This window comes from Paenibacillus sp. J22P169 (assembly GCF_059691995.1).
Genome location: NZ_JCAUAO010000001.1, coordinates 1,369,104 through 1,394,383, shown reverse-complemented (window position 1 = coordinate 1,394,383; position 25,280 = coordinate 1,369,104). Strand labels below are relative to the sequence as shown.

The window sequence follows — 25,280 nt, the reverse complement described above, 5'->3', positions numbered from 1 at the left end:
GGCAATTGTAAAATCCAATTGATACAGGTACGGGGATGGAAAGCAAAGGAAAGAGCGATCTAAGGTCCATTGGCGTGGGAACTCCTTAGAATCGCTCTCGGTAGTGAGAATGAATTTCGAAGAAATTCACAGCTCACTACAATTTTGACACAAATTCAACGAGTTAAGCAAGTACAAATTGTGTGTTTAAAATTGAAGGGAGATCACAACAATGGGAAAAATGAAAAGCTTACAAATGATGGGTGCAGCAAGTTTGTCAATGGCTTTGGTTTTAGCGGGATGTTCCTCAACGAAAACAGCAGAGACTTCACCGGCTGCGGTTTCTCCAGCAGCTTCACAAGCGGCAGCGGCAACGAAAGCGCCTGAGCCAGCGAAGAGCGGAGAGAAAGTAACCGTTAACTTCTGGAACCCTTTCTCAGGCAATGATGGTCCATTTATGAAGAAAATCGTGGATAACTATAATAAATCGCAAGATAAATATACGGTAAAAATGACGATTCAACCCAATGGTGACTATTACAAGCTGCTTGATACAGCAATTGCGACGAAGAAAGGTGTTCCTGATGTGGCGATCATGCATCTTGATCAAACACCTACCTACATTGCAAAGGATCAGTTGCAACCTCTGGATGCCATTGCCAAAGCTGTTGGCGTTGAGAAAAGTAACTTTCCTCCAGCAACCGTGGATTACTCGACGAAGGACAATAACTGGTACAGCATTCCACTTGATATTCATCCGCTAGTCATGTACTACAACAAAGATTTGTTTAAAGCTGCTGGTATTACGAAGGTACCAACGAATCGTCAAGAGTTTGTTGATGCTGCGCAAAAGCTGACGGATCCATCCAAAGGAATTTGGGGGGCAGCAATGCCAACCTTCTGGATCCAAAATTTCTTGTTCCCAACTATTTTATTCCAAAATGGCGGGGATTTCTTAGACGATAAAGGCAACATCGCCTACAACTCACCTGCAGGTGTAGAAGCGGTTACTTTTATGAGAAGCCTAACAACGATGAAGGTTTCACCTCCAACCGTTGCGGCAGATGGCGATTTCAATCTGTTCCAACAAGGGAAAAGTGCGATGCACTTTAATGGTCCTTGGTCGAAGGATGCCTTCGATAAAGCGAAAATTAACTATGGTGTAGCTCCGGTTCCACAGCTTGGTACAGTCAAACAAGCCGTATTCGGCGGATCCCATAACTTCGTTATTCCAAAAGGAACAACAGATGCAGCAATTCTTGCAGGTGTTGGTGATTTCTTGAAATATGTAAATGCGAACTCCATTGACTGGGCAGAGTCCGGTCAAGCCGTTGCTTCCAAAGTAGTTCGCGACAGTGCTGCTTTCCAAGCGATGACACAACAACAAACCGAAGTAGCGAAAGAATTTGAGTATGTGAAATTTGCACCAAAAGTATTAAATTGGGGTCCAATTTCCGACAGTATCTGGAGCGAGCTTGCCAACGCCCTTCAAGGCAAAAAAGATCCAAAAGCTGCGCTTGATGATGCAGCAGCCAAATCAACAGCAGCCATGAAGAAGTAACCATAGCACATCATCATGGAAAGGCGGGTACCCAGTACCCGTCTTCCCTTTTAAAGAAGAGGAGGGAATCAGGTGCCTACCCCATCACATTGGAAATCAAAGCTGACATCAAGCTTATTCATATTACCTTATCTTATTGCCTTCTTAGCCTTTACGCTGATCCCCATCATTTATGGGTTCATCATTAGCTTGAAGCAATACAACCTGTTAGATCCTGTGCATCCGTTCGTAGGCATCGACAATTATCGGAAAATATTTACGAACGGCACCCAAGAGAATGATTTATTTTTCATCGGAATGAAAGCTACCTTGAAATTCGTCGTGTTTTCTGTTCCTTTTCTAGTCATCGTAGGACTTGGATTTGCTTTACTACTGAATGCACTTCCAGCGAAATTACGATCCTTCTTCCGTTCGATCTATTTCATTCCTTATGCCGTTTCTGCAACTGTTATGGCGGTAATTTGGAAGCGGATGTTCGACGTCACAGGCGGATTCATCAATCTTCTTCTTGCAAAAGTAGGCATTCGTGAGTTCGATCCTGTCCCATGGCTGTTGGATACGCCTTTCGTGTGGTTTGCTCTAGTTATCGCAACACTATGGTGGACGATCGGCTTCAACATGATCATTTTCGTGAATGCACTCAATGGTGTACCTGAGGATCTCTATGAAGCAGCCAAAATTGATGGTGCCAACGGTTGGGATAGACTGAAAAGTATTACACTGCCATTCATTAGACCGGTCCTTATTTTTGTGCTGATCACCTCGACAATTGCCTCTTACAATATCTTCGCGCAGCCTAATCTGATGAGTAATGCAGGGGATGAGACGAAGGTGTTATTGATGGGGATTTTGCAAACAGCCTACACAGCTAGAGAAATCGGATCCGCATCAGCGATGGCGATTCTGATGGGATTAACGATCATGATTGTGTCTGTTATTCAATTCAAAGTCACGAGCAGGAAGGAGTAGAGGACGTTGAAATCACTGAAAATCTTTTATGTGCTGCTTGCTTCCATACTGGGGATCATTTTCATTCTGCCGATGTTATGGATGTTTTCCAATTCGTTCAAGACCGATGTAGAGGTTATGGCACCCGTATTTCATTTATTTCCACAAGAGTTTACGTGGGATAATTTCCATACCATTTTTGTTGGCGGTGATGTGGAGGTACCGATTTTCCGTTGGATGTTTAACTCCTTTTTCGTGGGTTTTGCTGCGACACTCCTTGTAATTCTACTGGATGCGATGGCTGCATACGCGTTAGCGAAGTTAGATATTCCTTTTAAAAGAACGCTTTTCGCCATATTTGTTGGTTCAATGATGGTGCCGGGCATTATTTCCTTTCTTCCCCAATACTTGAATTTCAGTAATTTTAATCTGATTAATACGTATTATGTTCTCATTTTGCCATACTCAGGTGGGGCGCTCGGCGTGTTTATGTTAATTCAATTTTTCCAATCATTTCCAAATGAAATCATAGAAGCAGCCCGGATTGACGGGGCCAATAAATGGCAGGTATTTACGTCTGTTTTGATGCCATCATCCATCTCTATTGTAACAACGTTAGCTATTTTCACCTTTATGGGTGTATTCAATGATTACGTGTGGCCATTCTTTACGGTAACAGATCTTGAAATGCGCACATTAACTGCAGGCGTGGCGGTTATGGCGACGGGCAGCTTCGTACAATCGTATGGCAAATTAATGGCACTTGCGACGTTATCTACGATCCCGACATTGATTATCTTCCTCATTGGTCAAAGACAATTCATTCAATCGATAACCGCGACAGGAGTCAAGCAATAGTGGCAGATATGAGATGCGAATAGGCAGAGGTGAGGCTTTCCCATGCGGAAATTAAGCATTATATGTTTGAGTTTTTTGATACTTGCAGGGTGCACGAAGGGAGCTGTGGAGACAAACGTGAAAGAAACCGAAGTCGCTGTTTCTAAGGCGAAGGAAGCGAGAACATTTACCAACCCAATTATTGATAATGGGGCGGATCCTTGGGTGACGAGCAAAGATGGAATCTACTATTACACACATACAACGGGAAATTCCATCCGCGTGTGGAAATCAAAGACGTTGACGGGATTAGCAGATGCTGAGTACAAAGACGTCTGGTTTCCGCCAGTAACAGGTGCGAATACGTCCAATAATTGGGCGCCTGAATTACATTTTATTGCTGGAAAATGGTACATCTACTATGCCGCAGATGATGGCCAGAATGAGAATCATCGTATGTTTGTGTTAGAATCTGTGACGGATGATCCGCTCGGTGCTTACGTTGATAAAGGGATGATGGACACAGCTGGCCGCTGGGCGATTGACGGGACTACGCTGCAGAAGAAGGATGGATCGCTCTATTTCATTTGGTCGGGATGGGAGGGAGCTGTGAATGTAAGTCAGAATCTCTATATTGCGCCCATGAGCAATCCGTTCACGATTAGTGGAAAGCCAGTTGAAATCTCACGTCCAACCTTCGATTGGGAGCTGGTCGGTCATCCTACGATTAATGAAGGACCGCAGGTCTTGCTGCATGAGGATCGCATTCATGTGATTTATTCGGCTAGCGGGAGCTGGACCGATGACTATTGTCTAGGCATGCTGAGTACGACAATGAGCAGTGATGTGCTCAATCCTGCCGCTTGGAAGAAAGGTGAGAAGGCTGTGTTTTCCAAGACAGATCAAGTTTTTGGACCCGGTCATAACTCATTTGCGAAGTCAGTGGATGGCAAAGAAGACTGGATTGTGTACCATGCGGCGAAAACACAGGGATCCGGCTGGAATCGGAATGTACGTATGCAGCCATTCCAGTGGAATAAGGATGGTACGCCGAATTTTGGCAGCCCGATTGCCGAGGGTGTGCCAGTGCAGGTGCCTGGCGGGGAGTAGGCTGCAACCGCGTCTTGTAAGTCGATTCTATCGACTTACAAGACGCGAGAGGCGGCAATCGCCACGTGTAAGTCGATTCTATCGACTTACAGAACGCGAGAGGCGGCAATTGCCACGTGTAAGTCGATTCTATCGACTTACAGAACGCGGGAGGCGGCAATTGCCACGTGTAAGTCGATTTTATCGACTTACAGAATTACAGAACGCGGGAGGCGGCAATTGCCACGTGTAAGTCGATTTTATCGACTTACAGAACGCGAGAGGCCGCAATTGCCACGTGTAAGTCGAATTTATCGACTTACAGAACGCAGGAGGCGGCAATCGCCACGTGTACCAAGAAGCTGAACCACCCTTTCCGGGTGTTTCGGCTTCTTTTGTGTACAAATCCAAAAATATGTCCATGACTAAAAGAAATAGGTCATTGGCTTGGCTCCACTTATGTTTGTATAATGAAGGCATAGTTTGAAGGCATGGAGGCGATTCATCTGAGCGGAAGACAACAACCAGTTACGAAAGCTACGAAATCGATATGTTTTCTTCTCATGTTGAGTCTGTGCACGGTAGGCTGTGATGATTCGCAGACGAACACGACAACCGATGAGCCTGCCACAAGTAAACTGCGAATTACCTTTTGGACGCCGTTTAGCGGTGGGGATGGGCAGTTTATGGCAGAGTTGATTCAGCAATATAACAATGAAAATACAGATCATGTGAAAATAGAGCAAATTAATAATAACTCAGGTGATTACTATACCAAGCTGTCCACGGCGATCGTGACAGAAGAGGCTCCAGATATCGCGATCGTTCACTCTGCGAAGTATTCGCAGTATGCGCCAGCGGGATTTCTGACGGATTTGAATTCGCTGGCGATCGAAGCTGGCGTCCATTGGGACGATTTTAACCCTACGATTCTACAAAGCACCGTAGCTGACAATAAGCATCTGGGTATCCCGCTAGATACGCACCTGGAAGTCATGTACTACAACAAAGATTGGCTAAGGCTCGCGGGCCTCTTGGACGAGAAAGAAAAACCGATTATGGCGGAAGGCGAGGCGGGTTACTTAGCATTTTTGGAGAAAATACGCGCTAGTGTACCGTCGAATATTACACCATTAGCCGAACCCAATGTACGGATTGACTCGTTTTGGATATGGTTCTCCTTTTATAATCAAATGAAACAAGATGGCGGAAGGTTCTACACAGATGATGGGAAAGCGGCTGCGATTGACAATCCTTCTGCTCTGAAATCGTTAGAATTCGTCAATTCCCTCTACACGAAGAAGCTCATATTGCCCAATATTAATGATCAGATTCAAAGCTTCGCGAAGGGCAATGCAGCGACGTTGATTTCTGGGGTATGGGGGACGGGAACGTTTGAGAAAGCAGCAGATTTACACTTCGGGGTGACCAAAATCCCACAAATCTACGATCATCCGGCAGCGTGGGGGGATTCTCACACTTTTTCACTTCCGTTTCATGAAAAGCCTGATAAGCAAAAGCAAGTAGCGGCGATAAAATTTGCGAATTGGGTAGCTGCTCACGGCGCAAGTTGGGCGAAGGCAGGGCATATCCCTGCGGTGAAGAAAGCGGTCGCTTCGGAAGAGTTTCAAAAGCTGAAATACCGTCCGGATTATGCTAGTGCAGCGGATGATGTGAAATATTTCCCAAATCAACCGCGGCAGGGTTCGATCAACGATGAGCTTGTGCGTGAGTTCGAGAAGATGATGGCGGGACAAATCACGCCACAAGAGGTGCTGCAAAATGCGCAAAAGATCATTAATACCAATCTTCAGATCCAGCAAAATACGCCTCAGCAATAGGATGCAAGGGATGAAAGATTTGCCTATCGCTATGAAGTTAATTGTGATGAGTGCAATTTTTATTGCGGTACCGTTAGGGATTGCTAGCTATTTAACCTTTACGAGCTATTCGGCCTCGATTCAGAAAAATACGGGGAAATACCAGATGGACGTAGTGAAGGAGCTAACAGCCAATATTGATACGTACTTGAATGAGCTCAATTTATTGACTCTTTTGCCTTATCAATCGCCTCAGATCATGAAGTATTTGGAGGTTGGCGAGCAGTCCAATCAGAATCTTTCTTTTAACGATCGTGTAACGATTGAGGATTTTGCGAAACGTGTATTTGCCAATGGACGTGTGGACATTTCTGGATTGACCTTATATCGCACCAGAGGTGGGAACGTTTATACAGCCATGTCGGAAGAGCAGGCTAATTATTCGATGCGTGATGTGAAGAATGAAATCTGGTATGACAAGGTTTCCCAAACAGGCAAAGTCGTTTATCTCGGGACATTTGACAAAACGGGGTTAGGAACAACGAATCAAGTGTATTCTTTTGCGAGGAAAATTCGGAGTGTGGATACAGGAGCCGTTCTTGCTTATCTCGTTCTCGATGTGGATAAAAATATTATTCGCAATAAAATTGAAGCCATTTCGAATGATAAGAAAAATATCATGATCGTGGATAATGAAGGTTCACTGATTTATAAAAGCATGTTGACTGGCCCCGATGCGGATCAAATCAAGCAGTTCAAAGGTATGGGGACTGTAGTCTATAAACAAAATAATAATTCAGAGCTGGTTTCGTACTATACGTCACCATTAACGGGTTGGACCATGATCGAAATGGTACCCCTGGCTATTTTGCTGCAGGACACGGTTTATGTGCGGAATTATATTATTTTAATTGGTGCGGTATGTTTGTTGCTGGCGATCATTATTTTCACCTTATTTGCCCTTCGGATTACCAATCCGATCAGTGAATTACGAAATCTCATGAAAAAGGTTGTATTAGGGGATCTTGCAGTATCCATTCCGATTCATAGTCGCGATGAAATTGGCCAGTTAAGTCAATCTTTTAATATCATGGTATCGAAGCTCAGTGATCTGGGGTATCGTCTGTACGAGTCGGAGATACGAGAGAAGAATGCACAAATTTCAGCGTTACAGAGTCAAATTAACCCTCATTTTTTGTACAATACGCTAGGTTCAATTAGTATGTATGCGGAAATTCAAGGAAATAAAGAAGTTGTGAAAATGACAAACCATCTAAGCAAGCTGCTCCGTTATAGCATTAATAGTCATCAGAGCCAAGTTCCTTTACATCTAGAGTTAGAGCATGTGACGGGTTATATGGCGATTCAACAAATTCGCTTTGAGGATAAAATCAAGTTCCACGTTCGCATAGAACCTGAGTTGTTGAGCTATTCGGTGATTCGGTTTATTTTACAACCGATCGTTGAGAATAGTATTGTTCATGGCATTGATAAAGGCAATGGCTACGGAACCATTAGCTTGATTGGGAAGAAACAGGATAACCAGATGCTGATCCAAATTCAAGATGATGGCGCAGGGATGAGTGCCGTGCAATTGCAGAACTTAAAGGATCGGAAGTTTCAAATGACGACAACGGAAGAAGGAACAGGCGGTACAGGTTTAATGAATGTACATCGAAGAATCGCCTTGCGTTATGGGAATCAGTACGGCGTGACGATTGAGAGCGATCTCAAGCAGGGGACGAAGATCTCATTAACCTTACCGCTCATCGAAGCTGATCACGAAGGGAGGAAGACGGATGCCTAGTATCTTAATCGTGGACGACGAAACCATTTTCCGCAAAGGGATACGGTTGATGATTACCGACATGAAAAGTGAGTGGAATGTAATTGACGAGGCAACGGATGGTGCAGAGGCTTTGGAGAAGATCGAAGAGCTGCAGCCTGACCTGATCATTACTGATATCAAAATGCCAAGGATCGATGGCATTCAACTTCAATATATTGTGAAAGAGCGATATCCTCATATTTCTTGTGTGGTGATGAGTGGTTATAACGATTTTCAATATGCACGTGAATCCTTACGATTAGGTGCCAAAGATTATTTAATGAAACCTTTTCAACGGGAAGAGTTATATGCTTTGCTCGAGAAGCTGCAGGAAGAGTGGCTGACAGAGAAACGGCCTAATAAATCACACGGCATGGATCAACAAGTTCAGAATCAGATGCGGCAGCATGTGCTTGCGGGACTTCTGACAGGGAATGTTCATCATGGTGAAGCTGAGCTGCTTGAGAATGTAGGTATTCATTTCCCACACATGTACATTAGTTGTTTAATTGCCAAATTGGATCGGGATTCAGTGACGGATGAGCGGTATTATCAGTTGAATCCTTCCCTTTTCTCGATATACATTCAGCAGTTTATTCAAGAGAGCCTCAATGAGAGCTTCAATGGATATGTGTTTATTCACCACGACACTGAAGTTGTCGCACTGATTAATCATGATGGCGCTGCATCCATCAATTCAGATATAGAAAAGCTGACAAATCGAATCCGGAAGGATATTCGGGTGCAGTCTAATTTTACACTTACCTTCGGATTAGGCAGTCCTGCCAAAGACTTGGAAGCGGTTTCCAAATCCTATAAAGAGGCTGGCTTAGCGCTGTTATACCGTTTAGTTATTGGCGGGGATCGGTTGCTGTCCAACGAGAGTGTTGCGGAGATCACGATGGAAAAGCACGATTGGCACGCCGCCGATTGGCATTCCTTGAATCAATTCGTGCAAGAAGGGGACTTAGCGAATGTTCAACAGCAAGCTAGTCTCTACGTGACGAAGTTATGTCAGGAGTGGAAGGATCCAGAAATGATTCACCAACAAATTTGCAAAATGCTGCTGCATTTCTACGAGTTGGCGGTGAATTTGGCCGTTGTGAAGATGTGGTTGCAGAACACGGATGTGAAGCAGGTATTGGTGGACATTTACTCGTATTCGTCCAGTAAAGAATTGATTGAGCGCTGTCAGAAGCTGCTAGGCGATCTAAGTGTATGCATTAGGAATCGTCAGAAAAAGATCGTGACCAGCCCCGTCGAAATCGTGGTGCGTTACGTGGAGGAGCATTATGCAGAATCGATCACATTAAATACGATGGCCGAAATCGTCTATCTCAGCCCGTCCTATCTCAGCAGCTTGTTCAAAAGCAAGCAAGGTCAGTCCTTCATTGACTTCCTGACGGAGAAGCGGATTGAGAAAGCTAAATCACTTCTGCTCTATTCCGATGAAAAGATTCAAGTTATCTCGGATTCTACTGGATTTACGAATATTAGGCACTTCAATCGTGTGTTCAAAACGATCACGAATCGGACCCCCTCCGAGTTCCGCGAGGGGAAAAGTACCGCCATATCCGAACCGTTCAAGGTGAATGAACCTTGAGCGGTTTTTCTTGTTTCTTCGAAATGTATCCATACCAATTCAGCTCGATTGAATAAACTAGTAGGGATACTAGAAAGAGAGAGGGTGAGATATGGTGATGAAAATAGCACAAGTGGCAAGGTTGGAAAATCAAGTGTATTCGAATCGTGTTGCACGTTCGGAATTCGATAACAATTGGAAAACAAGTGTGTCGAGCAGTGGGTATGTGGTCTATACAGCAACTAGAAATAACGCAAAGATTATTGTTTTGCTCACTACTGGCTTGCGAAAGTTGATTATTTTCAATAAAGGCGGCAAAGTTCTTGTAGGCTCTGGCGGGGTAAGTCATTATAGTAAACCGCATAGGGCGAAGGATTTGAATTAACTAGGAATAATAGAAAAAGCGAAAATACTTGAAATCGCGCCTTGTGCGCTTTTTTTGATTTTGTGGGCTTCGGTGGCATGCGCGGGGCAAAAGGAAAGGAGTTAGTCGAATAAATCGACTAACTCGAGTACCAAGGCGCCAAAGTGAGGGGAGTTAGTCGAATAAATCGACTAACTCGAGCGCCAAGGCGCCAAAGTGAAAGGAGTTAGTCGAGTAAATCGACTAACTCGAGTGCCAAGGCGCCAAAGTGAAAGGAGTTAGTCGAATAAATCGACTAACTCGAGTGCCAAGGCGCCAAAGTGAAAGGAGTTAGTCGAGTAAATCGACTAACTCGAGTGCCAAGGCGCCAAAGTGATAGGAGTTAGTCGAGTAAATCGACTAACTCGAGTGCCAAGGCCCCAAAGTGAGAGGAGTTAGTCGAAGAAACCGACTAACTCGAGCGCGGAGACGCCAACGCTCAATAAAAATAGCAATAGCGTGCAACAAATAAGCAATAACCGCCTATAACAGCGCTTACAAACATGCTACGCTTGATGTAGGCTAAAATCATTTAAAGTATAGATGCTTATCCATGTAAAGGAGGGAAATTGAAAGGTTACATAGGTAAACAGGTGTCACGATGAATGCAACTTTGCGCTTTTAAAGAAACGGTCCATATAGGAGGAAATCAAGCATGCGAAAACCCAAGTCAAGCAAGCTGCTCTTCCATTCAACGCTAGCCTCTTTACTAGTCTCAGCAACCATCGGAATCACGCCAGCAATAGCCGCAGTCGATCCGACTTTACCGAACTGGTCCACAGCGGGGTATAAAGGAGGTCAGGCACTGCCGACAGGTGGCACACTGATTGATTTAACGACGAAAGGCATTACATCCAACGATGGCATTGACGATTCGAATGCTTTGCAGCAAGTTATAGATGATATTCGCAGCGGTACATTAAAAGTGAATGGCAGTGTTGTAAGCGATACCAACCGGGCGATTCTGAAGTTTCCTGCAGGTCAAATTGACCTCAACAAGCAAATTCGTGTGGATGCCAGCTTTATCACGATTCGTGGTGCAGGGAATAATCCGACGACGGGAACGAAGATCGTGTTCAAGCCGGCTGCAACGTACTCGGAAGATCCGGATAATCCAGGAGCTCCACTCATCGATGGCAAAATGTGGCCTGGATATGCAGCCTTCCGCGTGGAAGATCGCGCCAAGGACTCGGGAGACACGACCTACGAGGGAAGCATTAACTTCCACTGGTTAACTGGGGAGAGAGTTGCTTCAGCAGGCGGCGGTACCAAAGGAACTACACTTGTGAAAGTAGCCTCAGGCAAAGGCTCACAATTCGCTGCCTGCGATACGATTTATGTCGGCGCCGCCAATACGGTTGCCTTTTATGATCAGATGCAGGCTCCACAAGCTTATCGCTACAACGGTCATATGCGTACGCAAATGTTCAAGGTCGTAAGTGTCAGTGGTGACAATATCACCATTGATAAGCCGCTTGAGTTTGATATTCCTTTCAGTAACAGCGGGCAGCTTCCTGCGGATCCTGGCGGTTCCAATTCGACGTATTACAGTAAAGTTATGAAGGTCACAGCTGTGAAAGGCGTGGGCTTCGAAGACTTTTATTTTACACAAGATATTTCATATACGCCTTACAATGGACTCATTAATGCCAATGACTATGACGCTGTAACCAACCCAGGCGGAGTGGGACTCAAATATAAGAATGAGGCGCTGGAATATGCGGTTCATGGCATTTTGTTCAAATTTGCGCAAGATGGCTGGGTCAAAGGTATTCAAACATACATGACCGGTTCCCATCCGATTGTGACGGAATTCGCCAAAAATATGGAGATTACGAATAACATCATTTTTGGTGCGTGGAACAAAGGAAAAGGTGGGCATGGTTACGTGCGCGGTTCTAAATTGTACGATTCCAAAATCACCAATAACACGATTGATCGTGTTCGTCATTTAACCTTGCAGTGGTCAGCGACGGGCAACGTGATTCAAGGGAATGCACTGAGTGCTGACATGAACCTGCACGGGGGCTGGGAGCGCCATAATCTGATCGAGCAAAATACAATCAGTATCCCTTTTGAGCATAGCTCATGGGGTGAAGGTGAGGGCGGTCAGGATGTGCTGGAGGGCACTTGGTATCCGATATGGTATGGTGCAGGACCACATGCATCCAAATGGTCTGGTGGTACGGGTGAGCAGAACGTATTTTTCAACAATACGATGTCAAAGCAGACGACCAAAGGTGGCGCTTATGTCCCATTTGCCCCTTACAATAATGCGAACACGATTTACCAAATAGGTTGGGATGGCACGCAGTGGACACATTTGCAGAAGCCTACAGGGACTTTTATTCCTACATGGGGGCAAAATGAGACCGTTGATTTCTCCCAAGCACCCAATAAAGGGGTATATGCTTGCTTAAGCTTTACAGGCAGCTCCTTATTAGGAAGCGGCACGGCAACGAATTCGTGTACCGGAGGGTCCGATACGCAAGTGCCAACGGTGCCGACAGGAATGACAGCAACGGCTGCATCCAGCACGCAAATTAATTTGAGCTGGACGGCATCCACGGATAACGTCGGCGTTACCGGATACGATGTGTACCGGGGCGGTACGTTCTTGAAGACGGTAACGGGAACATCAACAACGGACACAGGATTAACAGCGAGCACGGCGTATAGCTACTATGTGAGGGCGAAGGATGCAGCGGGCAACGCATCTGCAGCGAGTAACACAGCTAGCGCGACAACACTTGCAGCAACAGATACGCAAGCACCAATGGTGCCAGCAGGGATGACGGCAACGGCAGCATCCAGCTCGCAAATCAATTTAAGCTGGACGGCATCTACAGATAACGTCGGGGTAACTGGATACGATGTGTACCGGGGCGGGACGTTCTTGAAGACGGTGACAGGTACGTCAACTACGGACACAGGCTTAACGGCTAGCACGGCGTATAGCTACTATGTTCGAGCGAAGGATGCAGCAGGCAACGCATCTGCGGCAAGTAACACGGCGAGTGCGACGACGCTGAGCGGAAGCTCATCCGCTACGTTGAATCCCTCGGACGATGCGTATGTGCACGAAAGCAATGCCACAACGAACTATGGCAATGATACGACGATGTTCCTCAAAACATCTTCAGGTGCTAACCGTTATGTATATTTGAAGTTTGATCTGAGCAGCATCTCCAACGTTACTAATGCAAAGTTGCGAATTTACGGCAGTGCATCGGCCGCAACGACAGTGACAGCTTATCAAACAACGGATAGCTGGGCGGAAGGCACGCTTATATGGAACAACAAGCCTGCGATCGGAAGTGCAGCAGGAAGCATCGCGATGAATGCGACCAATGCTTATTATGAAATCGACATCACGTCCTATGTGCAAACTCAAGTAGCAGGGGATAAAGTTGTATCCATCGAGTTGCAAGAGAGCGCAGGGAAGTATACCACGTTAAATACAAGTGAGAATGCTTCTAACAAGCCTCAGTTAGTCATTCAATAAAACCACGGGAAGACCAATAGTGAAAACCAGCGGCCTGTGGGTTGCTGGTTTTTTATGTGAAGAATATCTCTCTGACTGGACGACTTGATCTGTATTACTTTCCGACATTTTCGCATATGATTCGTTAGTACGTGAATTTAAGAACGCCGGGGAGTGGGAGTCGCATGTCATTTTTTGATAAAGTGAAGCAAGGGGCATCAGAAGCAGCTAGGAAAGCGCAGCAAACAGTTGAGATAACGAAATTCAAAACACACATTTCATTGAAAGAAAGAGAAATTGATAAAATTTATAAATTAATTGGCGAATCGGTTTATACGTCGTATCTATCTGGTGACTACACACAGGTGGAAGCGAATGTGAAGGATTATTGCCAAGGCATCGCCCAGATTAACCAAGAAATCAGCGAGATTGAACAGAAGATTACAGAGGTACGGAATGAAAAAGAATGCGTTTGCGGCAAAGTGGTTGTTGCAGACACGAAATTCTGTTCGTCCTGCGGTCATCATTTTGTATAGCTAATTGGATATGGCGTTATGGAGCAGATTCCGTAGAGAATGATTCTATGGGAACTGCTTTTATTTTTGTTTTGTTTATGTTTTTGGTTGAACCGTAACCTATGCTATGATAATTAAAATATAACTAAGTTATTGGAGGAATTGTAATGGTAGAGTTAGTTCAAGCTCCTGTAGTTAAAGTAGAAATGTTGATTCGAAAACCAGCACATGAGGTGTTTGAAGCTTTTATTGATCCTGAGATAACATCGAAATTTTGGTTTACCCAAGGTAGTGGAAGATTAGAAGCAGGAACTCGTGTGCAATGGGATTGGGCTATGTATGGGGCAAGCGCCGAGGTTGAGGTCAAAGAAATCGAAGTAAACAAGCGAATTCTACTTGATTGGGGCACCTTGGTCGAATGGACGTTTACTTCACAAGCCGATAACGAAACTTTCGTGACAATCACGAACACAGGTTTCACGGGCAGTGGTGATGACATGGTTAAAGCAGCGTTGGATGCATCTGAAGGATTTACGATTGTTTTGTGTGGATTGAAGGCGTATCTAGAGCATGGCATCCGTTTGAATCTTGTATCGGACAAGGCTCCATACGCACATATTCATTAAGATTACTAGACTTTATAGCTTGAGGAGTACAGATATGAAAGTCATGCACAGAACGAAACGCATGTCCTTAGTCCAGCTAGACTCAGCATCATGTGAGTTAGTCGTCGATTACTTTCGTCGTAATCGAGACTTTTTAGAACCATGGGAAATGGTGCGGGATGAGTTATTTTTCACATCGGACTTTCACGCAGAATTGCTGGAGAGAGAAAAGAAGCTGTTCGAGGACGGGCAGCTATTCAAAGTATGGATGCTGCTCGATCAACGAATCATTGGTTCCATAGCACTTAGTAATATTGTACGAGGCGCCTTCCAATCGTGTCATTTGGGCTACCGGATGGATGGCGAGCTGCTCAATCAGGGACTGATGACGGAGGGGCTCGAAGTCGTAATTGCATATGCATTCGAAGAGCTGCAGCTTCATCGGATCGAAGCGAATATCATGCCACGCAATCAGGCATCGATGAAGGTCGTTCAGAAGCTTGGCTTCTATGAGGAAGGCTTGGCAATCAAATACTTGAAAATTCATGGCGAATGGGAGGACCATATTCATATGGTGCTTCGGAATGCGGCGATGGAATGAGCAGCGTTAGATAGCTGCTCTTTTTTGTTTTTCTCTGGGAAGAGTACATTTTCCAATTCGTGGCATAATAGAAGTAAATTTTTGCTAAAAAGGGGACTTAACATGAGAACTTTGCTGTTCGTATTGGTCTTCGTATGCAGCATCGCTCTCCAAATAGGTTTCAATATGATTTCATATGGAGAAAAGCTGGGACTCGCCTTTAACGATTTTGTACCCGCAGCAAATAATAGGCCAGAACTTATATGCGTAATCCTAATTGGCTTCGCTGCAGCATTGAGAGCTGATTGGAAATATAGAAAGCGATCGTGAATCAACTGATTCCTCCGGGCAAGGAGATGAACTTCGGAGAATGGAGAACCTGACCTCAAAGCAGCTGTTTGCAGCTTTATTTATGTTCCTTCAAGGTAGTGCCATCTTGCTAAATCTAGCTACATCATCAGGCCGGGATGCTTGGATTTCCTTACTGTTGTCAGGATGCCTGGGGGCCATTATATTTACGGTCTATCTGTATGTATTAAAACGATTTCCGCAATTAGGACTGTTTGATTTGTTAATTCAAGGGTTTGGCAAGTGGATGGGGTCAATCTTTGTATTTCTGTATATTATCTACTTCGTTTATATTTCTTCACGCGATGTCAGAGACATTACGGAGCTGATTTCTAACGCGGTCATGCTGGAAACGCCGAAAGAAATCATAGCTGCTGCCTTCATGCTCCTTGTGCTGTATGTAGCTGTTACTGGAGTGGTCAATATTTTTAGATTGACCACTGTTTATATTTGGGCATTTATGGTTTTATACGTTTTGGTAATCGCCCTAATCTTTATTACCGGCCAATACGAATGGGGGCACCTCAGACCCATCTTGGGAGATGGTGTCAAGCCGGTGCTTCATACTGTCTTCTTTCAAACGTTGGAATTTCCCTTTGGGGAAACCATTGTGTTCATCGCAATAATCGGTACCTATCTCACGAGTATGAAATCCCCTAAAAAGGCCGGTATCACTGCCACGATTTTGAGTGGCGCCATCTTGGCTATCTCCTCCATTATCCAGCTTATTTCATTAGGTCTTGCAACCAAACAGCGCACGAATTTCCCAATGGTCAGTGCGGCTAGAAACGTTTCCATCAGTACGTTTCTCGAGCGAGTGGATATCTTGATTGTATTTATTATGCTGCTTGCTATTACAGTGAAAGTTAGTATTTTTTTATACGCAGCCTTAAGAGGAGTCGAAACCATATTTAAATTTTCGATTCAACAAATGGCGCTGCCATTCGCTGTCATCATCTATACGATGTCTCTACTGATGTCGAGAAATATAGCCGATCATTTGCAAATTGGCATCGTGGTAGTTCCGATCTTCATGCATATCCCGTTGCAGTTCGTGGTACCCGCAATCTTATATGTAGCGCTGCTTGCAAGACAAAGGAGGTTGAAAACTTCATGAACGATTCGCTGCCGAATGGCGCCGAGATTCCGTTGCCTCTTGAATGGCATCAAACCGAGCAAATTATAAATGCTTATATAGGGAAAACCGAAGATGTCGTGGTCAATACGATTAGACTCGGCTCCAAGCAAGGGTTGCTGGTCTATTTCAGCAGCCTCGCAGCGTCAGACAAGATCACCTCCGAGCTGATTCAGCCGATGAACGAAACGGATTTTGAAAACGATGAAAATCAGATTTTGGAATCCTTTCGCTTAGTTGCTGTAGGAGGCTTGCCCTATAAATACGTACAAAATGTAACCGAAATCGTGAAAGAAGCTTTGCTCGGGAATGCCGTCATCTTGGTGGAAGGAGAACCACAAGCGCTTGCTATTCAAATTGGCGGAATGGAAATCAGGCAAATCAGTGAACCGAAAACGCAGACGACCATATTTGGTCCAAAAGAGGGCTTTGTCGAGTCGTTAGACACGAATATCAGTCTCATCAGGAGAAGAATCAGAGATCCGCGCTTACAATTTCTTCCTATTCGCTTAGACACGGAAAATCAACCAAGGGTTTCAATTGCTTATTTGGATGGCAAAGCGAATGAGCTCGCCTTAAAGGAAGTTTTGGACAGAATACATCGAATAGCAATTGACTCCACATTCGATATTAGTCAGCTCATGCTGCAGCTGCACCCACAAAATAAACTACAAATTTTTCCGTTGGCGTTGAATTCGGAACGTCCTGATACCGCCGCAGCCTTTTTAATTAAAGGCAGGATTGTTCTGTTAATGGACGGTTCACCATATGCCATAGTCGTTCCTGCGAAGCTGGTTGATTTTTTTCATTTTCCTGAAGACAGGTACATGATTTCAATCTATGCCAACTTCATTCTGGGGCTTCGTTATTTTGCGTTCCTGTTATCTGTTTTGCTGCCGGGGGCATTTATCGGAGTAACCAGTTACAATGCAGAAATTATGCCGATTAGTCTCGCCTTGGCATTATCAGGACAGCGGACGGATGCTCCGTTTCCCTCCGTGTTTGAACTCATCATGGTCGAAATTATTTTCGAGCTAATCAGGGAAGCGGCTACACGAATGCCAAGGGCCGTCGGCAGTGCGCTGACGATCGTTGGTGCCCTCGTTATTGGACAAGCGGCTGTCGAGGCTGGTGTGATTACGAACATTGTTATCATCGTCGTGGCGACTTCAGCCGTCACGAGCTACCTGGTCCCTTATGATGAAATGGTGGTTGTTGTCCGAGTTCTTAGATACGGGTTTATTATTCTTGCTTCTGCCTTTGGTGTCTACGGACTCTTTTTAGGAATTGCTGCTTTGGTTTGTTATGTGACCAGTCTGCGGTCGTTCCGTACCCTATATGTGGGAAAAGGAGGATAAGCATGATGGTACGGCTAGGCTCTAAATGCCTCTTGGTTATCCTGGCATGCGTTCTCCTAAGCGGCTGTTGGGACTATATCGAGCTTGGGAATGAGTTGATCGTTACAGGTATGGGGATTTCTCCTGGAACCGGAGAGAATTACATCGTGGATATTGAAGCCGCGAATACCTCGGAATTTGTCCAGAATAAACGGATGAACATATCTAAATCTTTTCTTTACGAGACGGATTTCAACACTCTTGCTGATGTTAGTACGCGCATTAATCGGGGGCTGCCGAGACATGTGGACTTTAAGCATATGCAGCTTCTCGTCATTGACGAGGCATTGCTTCAAAAAGGTGATCTTGTTTTCTTAGATTTTTTGGAGCGGTATAAGGATATACGGAATATTATTTACATTTACGCGGCGAAAACAGGAACTGTGAAGGAAATCTTAACGACCGAGTTTTCAGATCTGACTATTCCCACCTATAAAATCAGGGACCAGATGGATCAGTATTCGGATGAGTGGGGAGGTATTCAACCGCTGCAAATGCAGGAATTAATCCGTTTGCTCACGGAAACGGGCCATCAGCCTGTCATTCCTTTATTGGAAGTGAAAAATCCCTCCGAAGAAAGCAAGTCGATGGACTATGCCAAAAAACTTGACTTGAATACCTATATTCATCTCAAGGGAACTGCTATTTTTAAGGGGCCCAAATTAGCTGGTCATTTGAGTGTAGAAGAAACAAGAGATTATTTATTAACGCAAAAGAAATTTCGCCGCAGCTCTTATGATATTTCCTGTGGCAATAATCAGTATTTTAATGTGTATGTGCAGCAACGAGTGAAAGAAATCAATGTCAAATATATAAACAAACCCGAGATATCTGTAAATCTGGATTTGATTGGCAGGCTTGACGCAATTCAATGCAAGGGTTTATTTTCAGGCAATACGGAGGATTTTAATAAAATAGAAAAGCTTTCCGAACAAGAGATTCAACGGAGAGTCCTCAAAACGATTAAGAAAGTACAGAGCCAATACAAAAGCGACATTTACGGGTTTGGTGAAATTCTCCGGCAGACGGATTACAAGAGCTTTAAAAAAGTCCAAGATCATTGGGATGATGAGTTTTCCGAAGCGGAAATCGAAGTCAACGTGAAAGTTGCACTCCAAGGATCCGGCATCAGGATGGGCAGCTTTTTGGATCTAATCAAAACAAAATAGCAGAATGAAAAGCAGCGGCAGACGAAGACTTTTATTTTCAAGTCTTTTCTGCCGCTGTTTCATATCTGAGATCAGTCTTCTTCTGATACCGCGTCGCAACCTGTGCCAAATACGTATGAATCCAGGCATCGACGGTTTCGGCGTTTAAACAATTTTTGCGGAAATGACTGGGCGGCGTTCCCATTTCTCGGGTAAATACCTGAGTGAAATAGTGGATGCTTTCGAATCCGGTATCTTCAGCGATTTGTTTCAACGGGATATCCGTGTAGCCTAGTAAATAGGCGGCTCGCTTGATTCTCTCCGTTTTGACGATAGACGGGAAGGATTGTCCCAATTCATCCGATATCAGACGGGATAGCTGCCGTTCTGAGAGATGGAGGCTCTGTGCTACGTCACTAAGCGCTATTTTATGAGAGAGATGATCCTGAATATAGGCTTTGACCTTCTTAAGCGTACCTTGCAGCTCCAGATTAGCAGTAGACGACGAAGTTTCACCTGAGCGGCAATGCTGCAGAAATAAGGAGATACAACTAATAACCAACGTGTAGGCTAATTGCTCAATCGTTTCTTTATAGCGATCACCTGTCTCCGAAGCTTGGATGAGCAGGGCTTGCCAAATGAGCATGGGGGCTGTGCCCTCAGCATTTGGGATGAAGAGATGCGGATATGCACATAACTGGCGGAAATCCTGCATAAATGCCTCGCTAGATTCGGATGCGACCGGCTCGAGTGCAAAAAATAAGAGCAACATGCCTTCATCGCTTTGGATGGAATGACGACTCTCGGGCTTCGAGCAATAGAGTGTTCCAGGTCGAAGTGGATAGGTAATCCCATCGTGGAAGTAATGTCCTTCTCCTTCGACGACGTAGCAAATTTCAAAAAAGGAATGCGTATGCGGACGATTGCCCTTATGCTGCGGCTTAGCTCCCCAATAATGAACAAAGATGGAGGCGGAGGCACCTTGCAGCTGAACCAGATTTTGGTTGAGGTACAGGTTGCTGCGCGAATAAATGGATGGACTTAGCACGCATGGGGACTCCTCTCAAGTAGACTGAAAACTATTATAGCATGGAATTTTTGAAAAAAAGCGGCCTGTTTTTATAAAGACGGAAACGCATTCATTTTTTATAATTACTTTCATAGGCGTGGAAGAATTTGCAAAGGGGCTGTGAACAATGGCGAAAGATTTGAATATTTCACTCGCAGGAATTATGGGCTTTCCGGTGACACCGTTTGATAATAATGAGCAGCTAGATGAGAAAGCTTTTCAAGCGAACGTCCGATTTTTAGTGGACAATGGTTTGGATTCTGTGTTCGTTTGCGCGGGATCAGGAGAATACCAGTCATTGAATATCAGCGAATATGCCCAATTAGTTACTGTTGGTGTAGCAACTTCTGCTGGCAAAGTCCCTGTATTCGCAGGTGCTGGAGGCAATATTAGAGAAGCGGTGGAACGTGCCCAGCTGGCAGAAAAGCTTGGCGCAGACGGGTTATTGCTGCTTCCGCCTTATCTAATCATTCCCGAGCAGGAGGGCTTGTACAACTATTATAAGACGCTTGCTCAGAGCACAGGATTACCTGTCATTATTTATCAGCGTGATAACGCGATTTTTAACTTAAGTACGTTAGAAAAGTTAACCAACTTACCTAATGTCATTGGATTTAAGGATGGTTTAGGCAATTTTGAGCTAAATATTGAATTCGTACAATCCCTCGGCTCAAGGTTACAATGGATGAATGGAATGCCGTTGGCTGAATTAACCATGCCAGCCTACTCAGCACTAGGTTATCTATCGTACTCTTCCGCCATCTCGAATTATATTCCGCAGGTATCGAGAGCTTTTTATACCAGTTTGCTTGCTGGAGACAAGGCGATGGTCAGTTCCATCTATCAAGAAGTGATTTTACCGATCCATCGGATTCGTCAATTGCGGAAAGGGTATGCGGTTTCGCTGATTAAAGCAGGTATGAACATTGTAGGGTTGCCAATCGGGTTAGAAGTTCGAACACCGCTAGTTCAAGTGGAGCGTGAGCATTATGTAAGATTGGAATCCATTATTAAACGAAGTTTAGACCTGGTCGCGATCGCCAATAACGGATAGGAGGAAAATGTCATGATGAAGGTATCCATTCAAGTTCCCACATGTGAATTATCCGATAGCGATTTGAGACAAATGTGTCAGCTAGGCGTTGATTGTATCGATTTTACGCAAGGAGGTTCCTTTCCAGGTGTTCGTGAGCAGGGCTTTCCGGATCTGGACAAACTTTTGCAATTAAAGCGCAGAGTTCGCTCTCATGGGATGGAAATTAATCGGGTGACGCTGCCTGACATGTCAACGAGCTTCATGCTGGAGGAGCCTGGTTCTGAGATTCAATTAGACAACGTCAGCAATGCGATTAAAACCTTCGGTGAGGCGGGGATAACGTTAGTTCGCCAGCGTTTTGCCGGCGATGTGTTTCCCTATATGGCGGAGGAATACACAGCTGTTCACCGCGGTGGCGCACTAGTTCGCGGAGAATCGTTGAAACGTCATTTGGAGAAACAACCTCCAACGGTAGAACAGCTGAACGCATGGTGGAAGCGCTTTGATCTCGTATTTAGTAAGCTGGTTCCGCTAGCTGAAGAGTATGATATGAAGTTGGCTGTTCATCCTTCTGACACGCCTTATCATAACACGCCTTTTGGCGGGCTCGGTTTGAATCGGGTAATCGATAGCTTCCCTAGCAGAAATGTAGGTCTTGTCTATTGCGTAGGTACGCGTGGAGAGGCTGGGGGAACACCGCTTGTTCTTGATGAAATTTATCAGTATGGCCGTAAAGATAAAATCTTTCTTGTTCATTTCCGCAATGTGCGGGCGAGTTTGGCGACAGCAGGAGCATTTGAAGAGGCCATGCTAGACGATGGACACATGAATATGGCCAAAATATTGCTGGAGCTTCATAAAGTCGGCTATAACGGCTGTATTAATCCAGACCATATTACCTCGCTCGAAATGGATCGCGCACCACATCGAAGTGCAGAATCGAAGATGAATTGGGTCGGTTGGGCCTATGCAATTGGCTACGTAAAGGCGCTATTGGCCGCATTAACGGAGTTTAGAGGCGGGAGAGACTAACATGAGTGAAATTAAAACGTATCTGAACTTGATCAATGGTGAGTGGCAAAGAGCAAGCAGCGGCGAGGTGGAGGAGAGTATCAACCCAGCGAACCGGCATGAAATCGTGGGTTATGTGCAAAAATCATCTATCGCAGATTTGAATGAAGCTGTGGAAGCGGCGAAAGCAGCGAAGCTGAGCTGGCGCAAATTATCGGGATCAGCTCGTGGCGATTACTTGTACAAGGTTGCAGATAAGCTAGAACGCCGATTGGATGAAATCGCGGAGATGATGACCCGCGAAATGGGGAAAACGTTCCCTGAGGCCAAAGGTGAAACAGCAAGGGGTGTCGCTATTCTGCGCTACTATGCAGGCGAAGGCATGCGGAAGAGCGGTGACGTGATTCCATCTACAGACAGCGCTGCATTGATGTTTACAACACGTGTGCCGTTGGGCGTGGTCGGCGTGATTACACCATGGAATTTCCCTGTAGCCATTCCAATCTGGAAAATTGCGCCTGCTTTAATCTTCGGCAATACCGTTGTGTTTAAGCCTGCTCAGGAAACTGCCATCACAGCTGCGTTGATTATGGAATGCTTCCAAGAGGCAGGAGTCCCAGCGGGAGTTGTTAATATGGTGACGGGTCAAGGGGATGTGATTGGTCAAGCGATAGCAGATCATCCGGATATACACGGTATTACCTTTACAGGATCCGATCGTATCGGGAAGCTTGTAGGCCAGAGCGCACTTGCAAAAGGGGCGAAGTATCAGCTAGAAATGGGAGGTAAAAACCCCATCATCGTGGTCAAAGATGCGGATCTAGACCTCGCTGTCGAGGCGACAGTTAGCGGTGGCTTACGCTCAACCGGACAGAAATGCACGGCCACTAGCCGTGTTATCGTACAAAGCGAGATTTATGAAGCATTTAAATTGAAGTTGTTGGAGCGTATTCAGCAGATACGGGTAGGCCCAGGCATGGTTCCATCCACGTGGATGGGGCCGTGTGCGAGCGAGAAGCAGTATCATACGGTGCTATCCTATATCGCGAAAGGGATCGAAGATGGCGGTACCTTGCTCTGTGGCGGAGGTAAAGTGGAAGGTGAGGGCTTAGATGCAGGCTTCTACATTGAGCCTACGGTCTTTGAACATATTTCAAGCTCGATGACCATCGCGCAGGAAGAAATATTCGGACCTGTTCTCGCCTTAATGAAAGTGGATACTTTCGAGGAAGCAATTCAAATTGCTAACGACGTAAAGTTCGGCCTTAGCGCTTCGATTTTCACGAGAGATATCTCGCGTATGCTAACCTTCATGCATGATATCGACGCAGGACTTGTTCGTGTCAATGCCGAGAGTGCTGGCGTAGAGCTGCAAGCCCCATTTGGCGGTATGAAAATGTCGAGTTCTGGATCGCGGGAGCAAGGGCAGGCGGCTATTGAGTTCTACACAGATGTGAAGACGGTATTTATAAAATCATAGAAGGAAGCCAGTTGCATGAGCGGCTGGCTTTTTACTTCTGCAGAAACTTGACATGGCACCGCCTTGCATCGCACAATGATAAGACATCATTAGGTGTCCTATTATCATGTGAAGAGTCTGGAGCGGTGATTTTGAACGAGAAGAATCCAATACGAGATGTGTATGATGCGGTAGCAGATCCAACTCGGCGAAAGCTTATCCATCTATTAGCTGAGGCAGAGGAATTACCTCTCCACGAAATCACGCTGCATTTTGAAATGGGGCGAACGGCGGTTTCCAAGCATTTGACGATACTTAGAGAGGCGGGACTCGTTACCGATCGCAAAGTAGGACGGGAAACGCGCTACCGACTGCATGCTGCTCCGTTAAGGGAGATCCAAGACTTTGTTGACTTCTACGGGAAATTTTGGAGTGATAATGTGTCATGGTTGCAGCAACTATTACAAGCGAAGCTGGATGAAGACAGTGAAAATGAATGAGGATCGCGCATAGCGCGGTCTTTTATTTTTGCAGCAGCTCCTTGAAGCTGCTTTTTCGATTTCGTGAAAGTGGCATTTGAGCAGAAAAAGATGTATATTGGCACGTGTAGCACATAACTGAATTCATCAGGATGGAGGTTGTTTTGGATTATGGTGATGACAGGTATAGTCGTATTAGTAGTGCTTGGAGCACTATTTATTGCATATAGCACCTTCTGGGTCAAATACTCGCACGTACAGATCGGCGATCAATCCGAGCAAAGCTTTACCGTTGTTCAGATATCTGATCTGCACGGGCAAACCCATTTTATCAATGGCTCATTGAGTGAAATGGTGAATAACGTCAAACCTGATCTTGTGATGATCACAGGGGATTTGGCTTCAACGAAAGAGCAATTGAATAAGGTCTTATTGGACATTCGTCGAATTGAGTGCCCTCGATTATTTTTTGTCCCGGGTAATCATGAGCGTTATTCGGATCAAGAGTATGAGGATATTATTCGAATGATTCAAGAGTCTCATATAGCTGTTTTATCTAATGATGGAGTCCCGATCGACATGGGCGAAAAGAAGTGGCTGGTTTACGGATTCGATAACTCGATTAACGGGAAGGAACGCCTAACCATAAGTGATGAGGAATTACAAAAATATGATTTTGTTATCATGCTTGCACACTCTCCGAGTATTATAAAAACAGCTTTGGATAACCAAGTTCCATATGATTTACTGCTCGTCGGGCACACACATGGGGGGCAAGTCAGGTTGCTTGGACGTACGATTGGCGCTTATAAAGACTATCATGTTGGACATAGACAGCTGGATGAGCGCAAGCACTTCTATATCCATCGCGGACTAGGAACTTCACGGCTTCCAATTCGCGTGGCTTGTTCACCGGAAATCGCTGTCTTTAAAGTTAGGTTGTAGAACGAGTTCCTGAAGTGGCGAA

General features: G+C 45.1%; 21 protein-coding genes. 20 read left to right on the top strand and 1 reads right to left on the bottom strand.

Features of this window, described 5'->3' with window-relative positions; all coding sequences use genetic code 11:
* The first annotated feature begins 211 nt into the window (after window positions 1–211).
* The 15 genes from AC58QG_RS06495 (at window position 212) to AC58QG_RS06425 (ending at window position 19,280) form a co-directional block, all read left to right on the top strand.
* Window positions 212–1,540: an ABC transporter substrate-binding protein gene (locus tag AC58QG_RS06495; RefSeq protein WP_497361282.1), complete on the top strand. Its 1,329-nt coding sequence runs from the start codon at window positions 212–214 to the stop codon at window positions 1,538–1,540.
* Between the two features lie 72 nt (window positions 1,541–1,612).
* The gene (locus tag AC58QG_RS06490; RefSeq protein WP_497361281.1) at window positions 1,613–2,509 is read left to right on the top strand and encodes a carbohydrate ABC transporter permease; all 897 of its coding nucleotides are present in this window, start codon (window positions 1,613–1,615) and stop codon (window positions 2,507–2,509) included.
* Window positions 2,510–2,515: 6 nt separating this feature from the next.
* Window positions 2,516–3,346 carry a carbohydrate ABC transporter permease gene (locus AC58QG_RS06485; protein ID WP_497361280.1) on the top strand — a complete coding sequence of 277 codons (831 nt, stop codon included), beginning with the start codon at window positions 2,516–2,518 and terminating at the stop codon, window positions 3,344–3,346.
* Between the two features lie 117 nt (window positions 3,347–3,463).
* Window positions 3,464–4,435, top strand: coding sequence for a glycoside hydrolase family 43 protein (locus AC58QG_RS06480; RefSeq protein ID WP_497361279.1), 972 nt, complete (start codon window positions 3,464–3,466; stop codon window positions 4,433–4,435).
* A 542-nt stretch (window positions 4,436–4,977) separates the two neighbouring features.
* Window positions 4,978–6,255: an ABC transporter substrate-binding protein gene (locus AC58QG_RS06475; protein WP_497361278.1), complete on the top strand. Its 1,278-nt coding sequence runs from the start codon at window positions 4,978–4,980 to the stop codon at window positions 6,253–6,255.
* Window positions 6,256–6,265: 10 nt separating this feature from the next.
* Complete coding sequence (locus tag AC58QG_RS06470; RefSeq protein ID WP_497361277.1) at window positions 6,266–8,041, top strand: cache domain-containing sensor histidine kinase; 1,776 nt, start codon at window positions 6,266–6,268, stop codon at window positions 8,039–8,041.
* Complete coding sequence (locus AC58QG_RS06465) at window positions 8,034–9,665, top strand: response regulator (protein ID WP_497361276.1); 1,632 nt, start codon at window positions 8,034–8,036, stop codon at window positions 9,663–9,665. Before AC58QG_RS06470 ends, AC58QG_RS06465 begins: the two co-directional genes overlap by 8 nt.
* A 97-nt stretch (window positions 9,666–9,762) precedes the next feature.
* Window positions 9,763–10,029, top strand: coding sequence for a hypothetical protein (locus tag AC58QG_RS06460; protein WP_497362795.1), 267 nt, complete (start codon window positions 9,763–9,765; stop codon window positions 10,027–10,029).
* Window positions 10,030–10,702: 673 nt separating this feature from the next.
* Window positions 10,703–13,552: a CBM96 family carbohydrate-binding protein gene (locus tag AC58QG_RS06455; protein ID WP_497361275.1), complete on the top strand. Its 2,850-nt coding sequence runs from the start codon at window positions 10,703–10,705 to the stop codon at window positions 13,550–13,552.
* 164 nt (window positions 13,553–13,716) lie between these two features.
* A complete protein-coding gene (locus tag AC58QG_RS06450; RefSeq protein WP_497361274.1) occupies window positions 13,717–14,067 on the top strand; it encodes a zinc ribbon domain-containing protein in 351 nt (116 codons plus the stop codon).
* 146 nt (window positions 14,068–14,213) lie between these two features.
* Window positions 14,214–14,672: an SRPBCC family protein gene (locus AC58QG_RS06445; protein WP_497361273.1), complete on the top strand. Its 459-nt coding sequence runs from the start codon at window positions 14,214–14,216 to the stop codon at window positions 14,670–14,672.
* Between the two features lie 34 nt (window positions 14,673–14,706).
* Entirely contained in the window at window positions 14,707–15,252 is a 546-nt protein-coding gene (locus AC58QG_RS06440) for a GNAT family N-acetyltransferase (RefSeq protein ID WP_497361272.1), read from the top strand.
* A 349-nt stretch (window positions 15,253–15,601) separates the two neighbouring features.
* Window positions 15,602–16,696, top strand: coding sequence for a GerAB/ArcD/ProY family transporter (locus tag AC58QG_RS06435; RefSeq protein ID WP_497361271.1), 1,095 nt, complete (start codon window positions 15,602–15,604; stop codon window positions 16,694–16,696).
* Entirely contained in the window at window positions 16,693–18,072 is a 1,380-nt protein-coding gene (locus tag AC58QG_RS06430; RefSeq protein ID WP_497361270.1) for a spore germination protein, read from the top strand. Before AC58QG_RS06435 ends, AC58QG_RS06430 begins: the two co-directional genes overlap by 4 nt.
* A gap of 2 nt (window positions 18,073–18,074) precedes the next feature.
* Entirely contained in the window at window positions 18,075–19,280 is a 1,206-nt protein-coding gene (locus tag AC58QG_RS06425) for a Ger(x)C family spore germination protein (protein ID WP_497361269.1), read from the top strand.
* 37 nt (window positions 19,281–19,317) lie between these two features.
* On the opposite strand, the gene AC58QG_RS06420 is transcribed toward AC58QG_RS06425, so the two are convergent.
* A complete protein-coding gene (locus tag AC58QG_RS06420; protein ID WP_497361268.1) occupies window positions 19,318–20,307 on the bottom strand; it encodes a helix-turn-helix domain-containing protein in 990 nt (329 codons plus the stop codon).
* 148 nt (window positions 20,308–20,455) lie between these two features.
* On the opposite strand from AC58QG_RS06420, the gene kdgD reads away from it, so the two are divergent.
* The 5 genes from kdgD (at window position 20,456) to AC58QG_RS06395 (ending at window position 25,258) form a co-directional block, all read left to right on the top strand.
* On the top strand, window positions 20,456–21,382 hold the full coding sequence (gene kdgD, locus AC58QG_RS06415) for a 5-dehydro-4-deoxyglucarate dehydratase (protein ID WP_497361267.1): 927 nt from the start codon (window positions 20,456–20,458) through the stop codon (window positions 21,380–21,382).
* A 12-nt stretch (window positions 21,383–21,394) separates the two neighbouring features.
* Entirely contained in the window at window positions 21,395–22,396 is a 1,002-nt protein-coding gene (locus AC58QG_RS06410; protein WP_497361266.1) for a mannonate dehydratase, read from the top strand.
* A gap of 1 nt (window position 22,397) precedes the next feature.
* On the top strand, window positions 22,398–23,855 hold the full coding sequence (gucD, locus tag AC58QG_RS06405) for an alpha-ketoglutaric semialdehyde dehydrogenase GucD (protein WP_497361265.1): 1,458 nt from the start codon (window positions 22,398–22,400) through the stop codon (window positions 23,853–23,855).
* 131 nt (window positions 23,856–23,986) lie between these two features.
* Window positions 23,987–24,334, top strand: a complete 348-nt coding sequence (locus tag AC58QG_RS06400; protein ID WP_497361264.1) for an ArsR/SmtB family transcription factor — start codon at window positions 23,987–23,989, stop codon at window positions 24,332–24,334.
* 150 nt (window positions 24,335–24,484) lie between these two features.
* A complete protein-coding gene (locus tag AC58QG_RS06395) occupies window positions 24,485–25,258 on the top strand; it encodes a metallophosphoesterase (RefSeq protein ID WP_497361263.1) in 774 nt (257 codons plus the stop codon).
* Window positions 25,259–25,280: the final 22 nt, after the last annotated feature.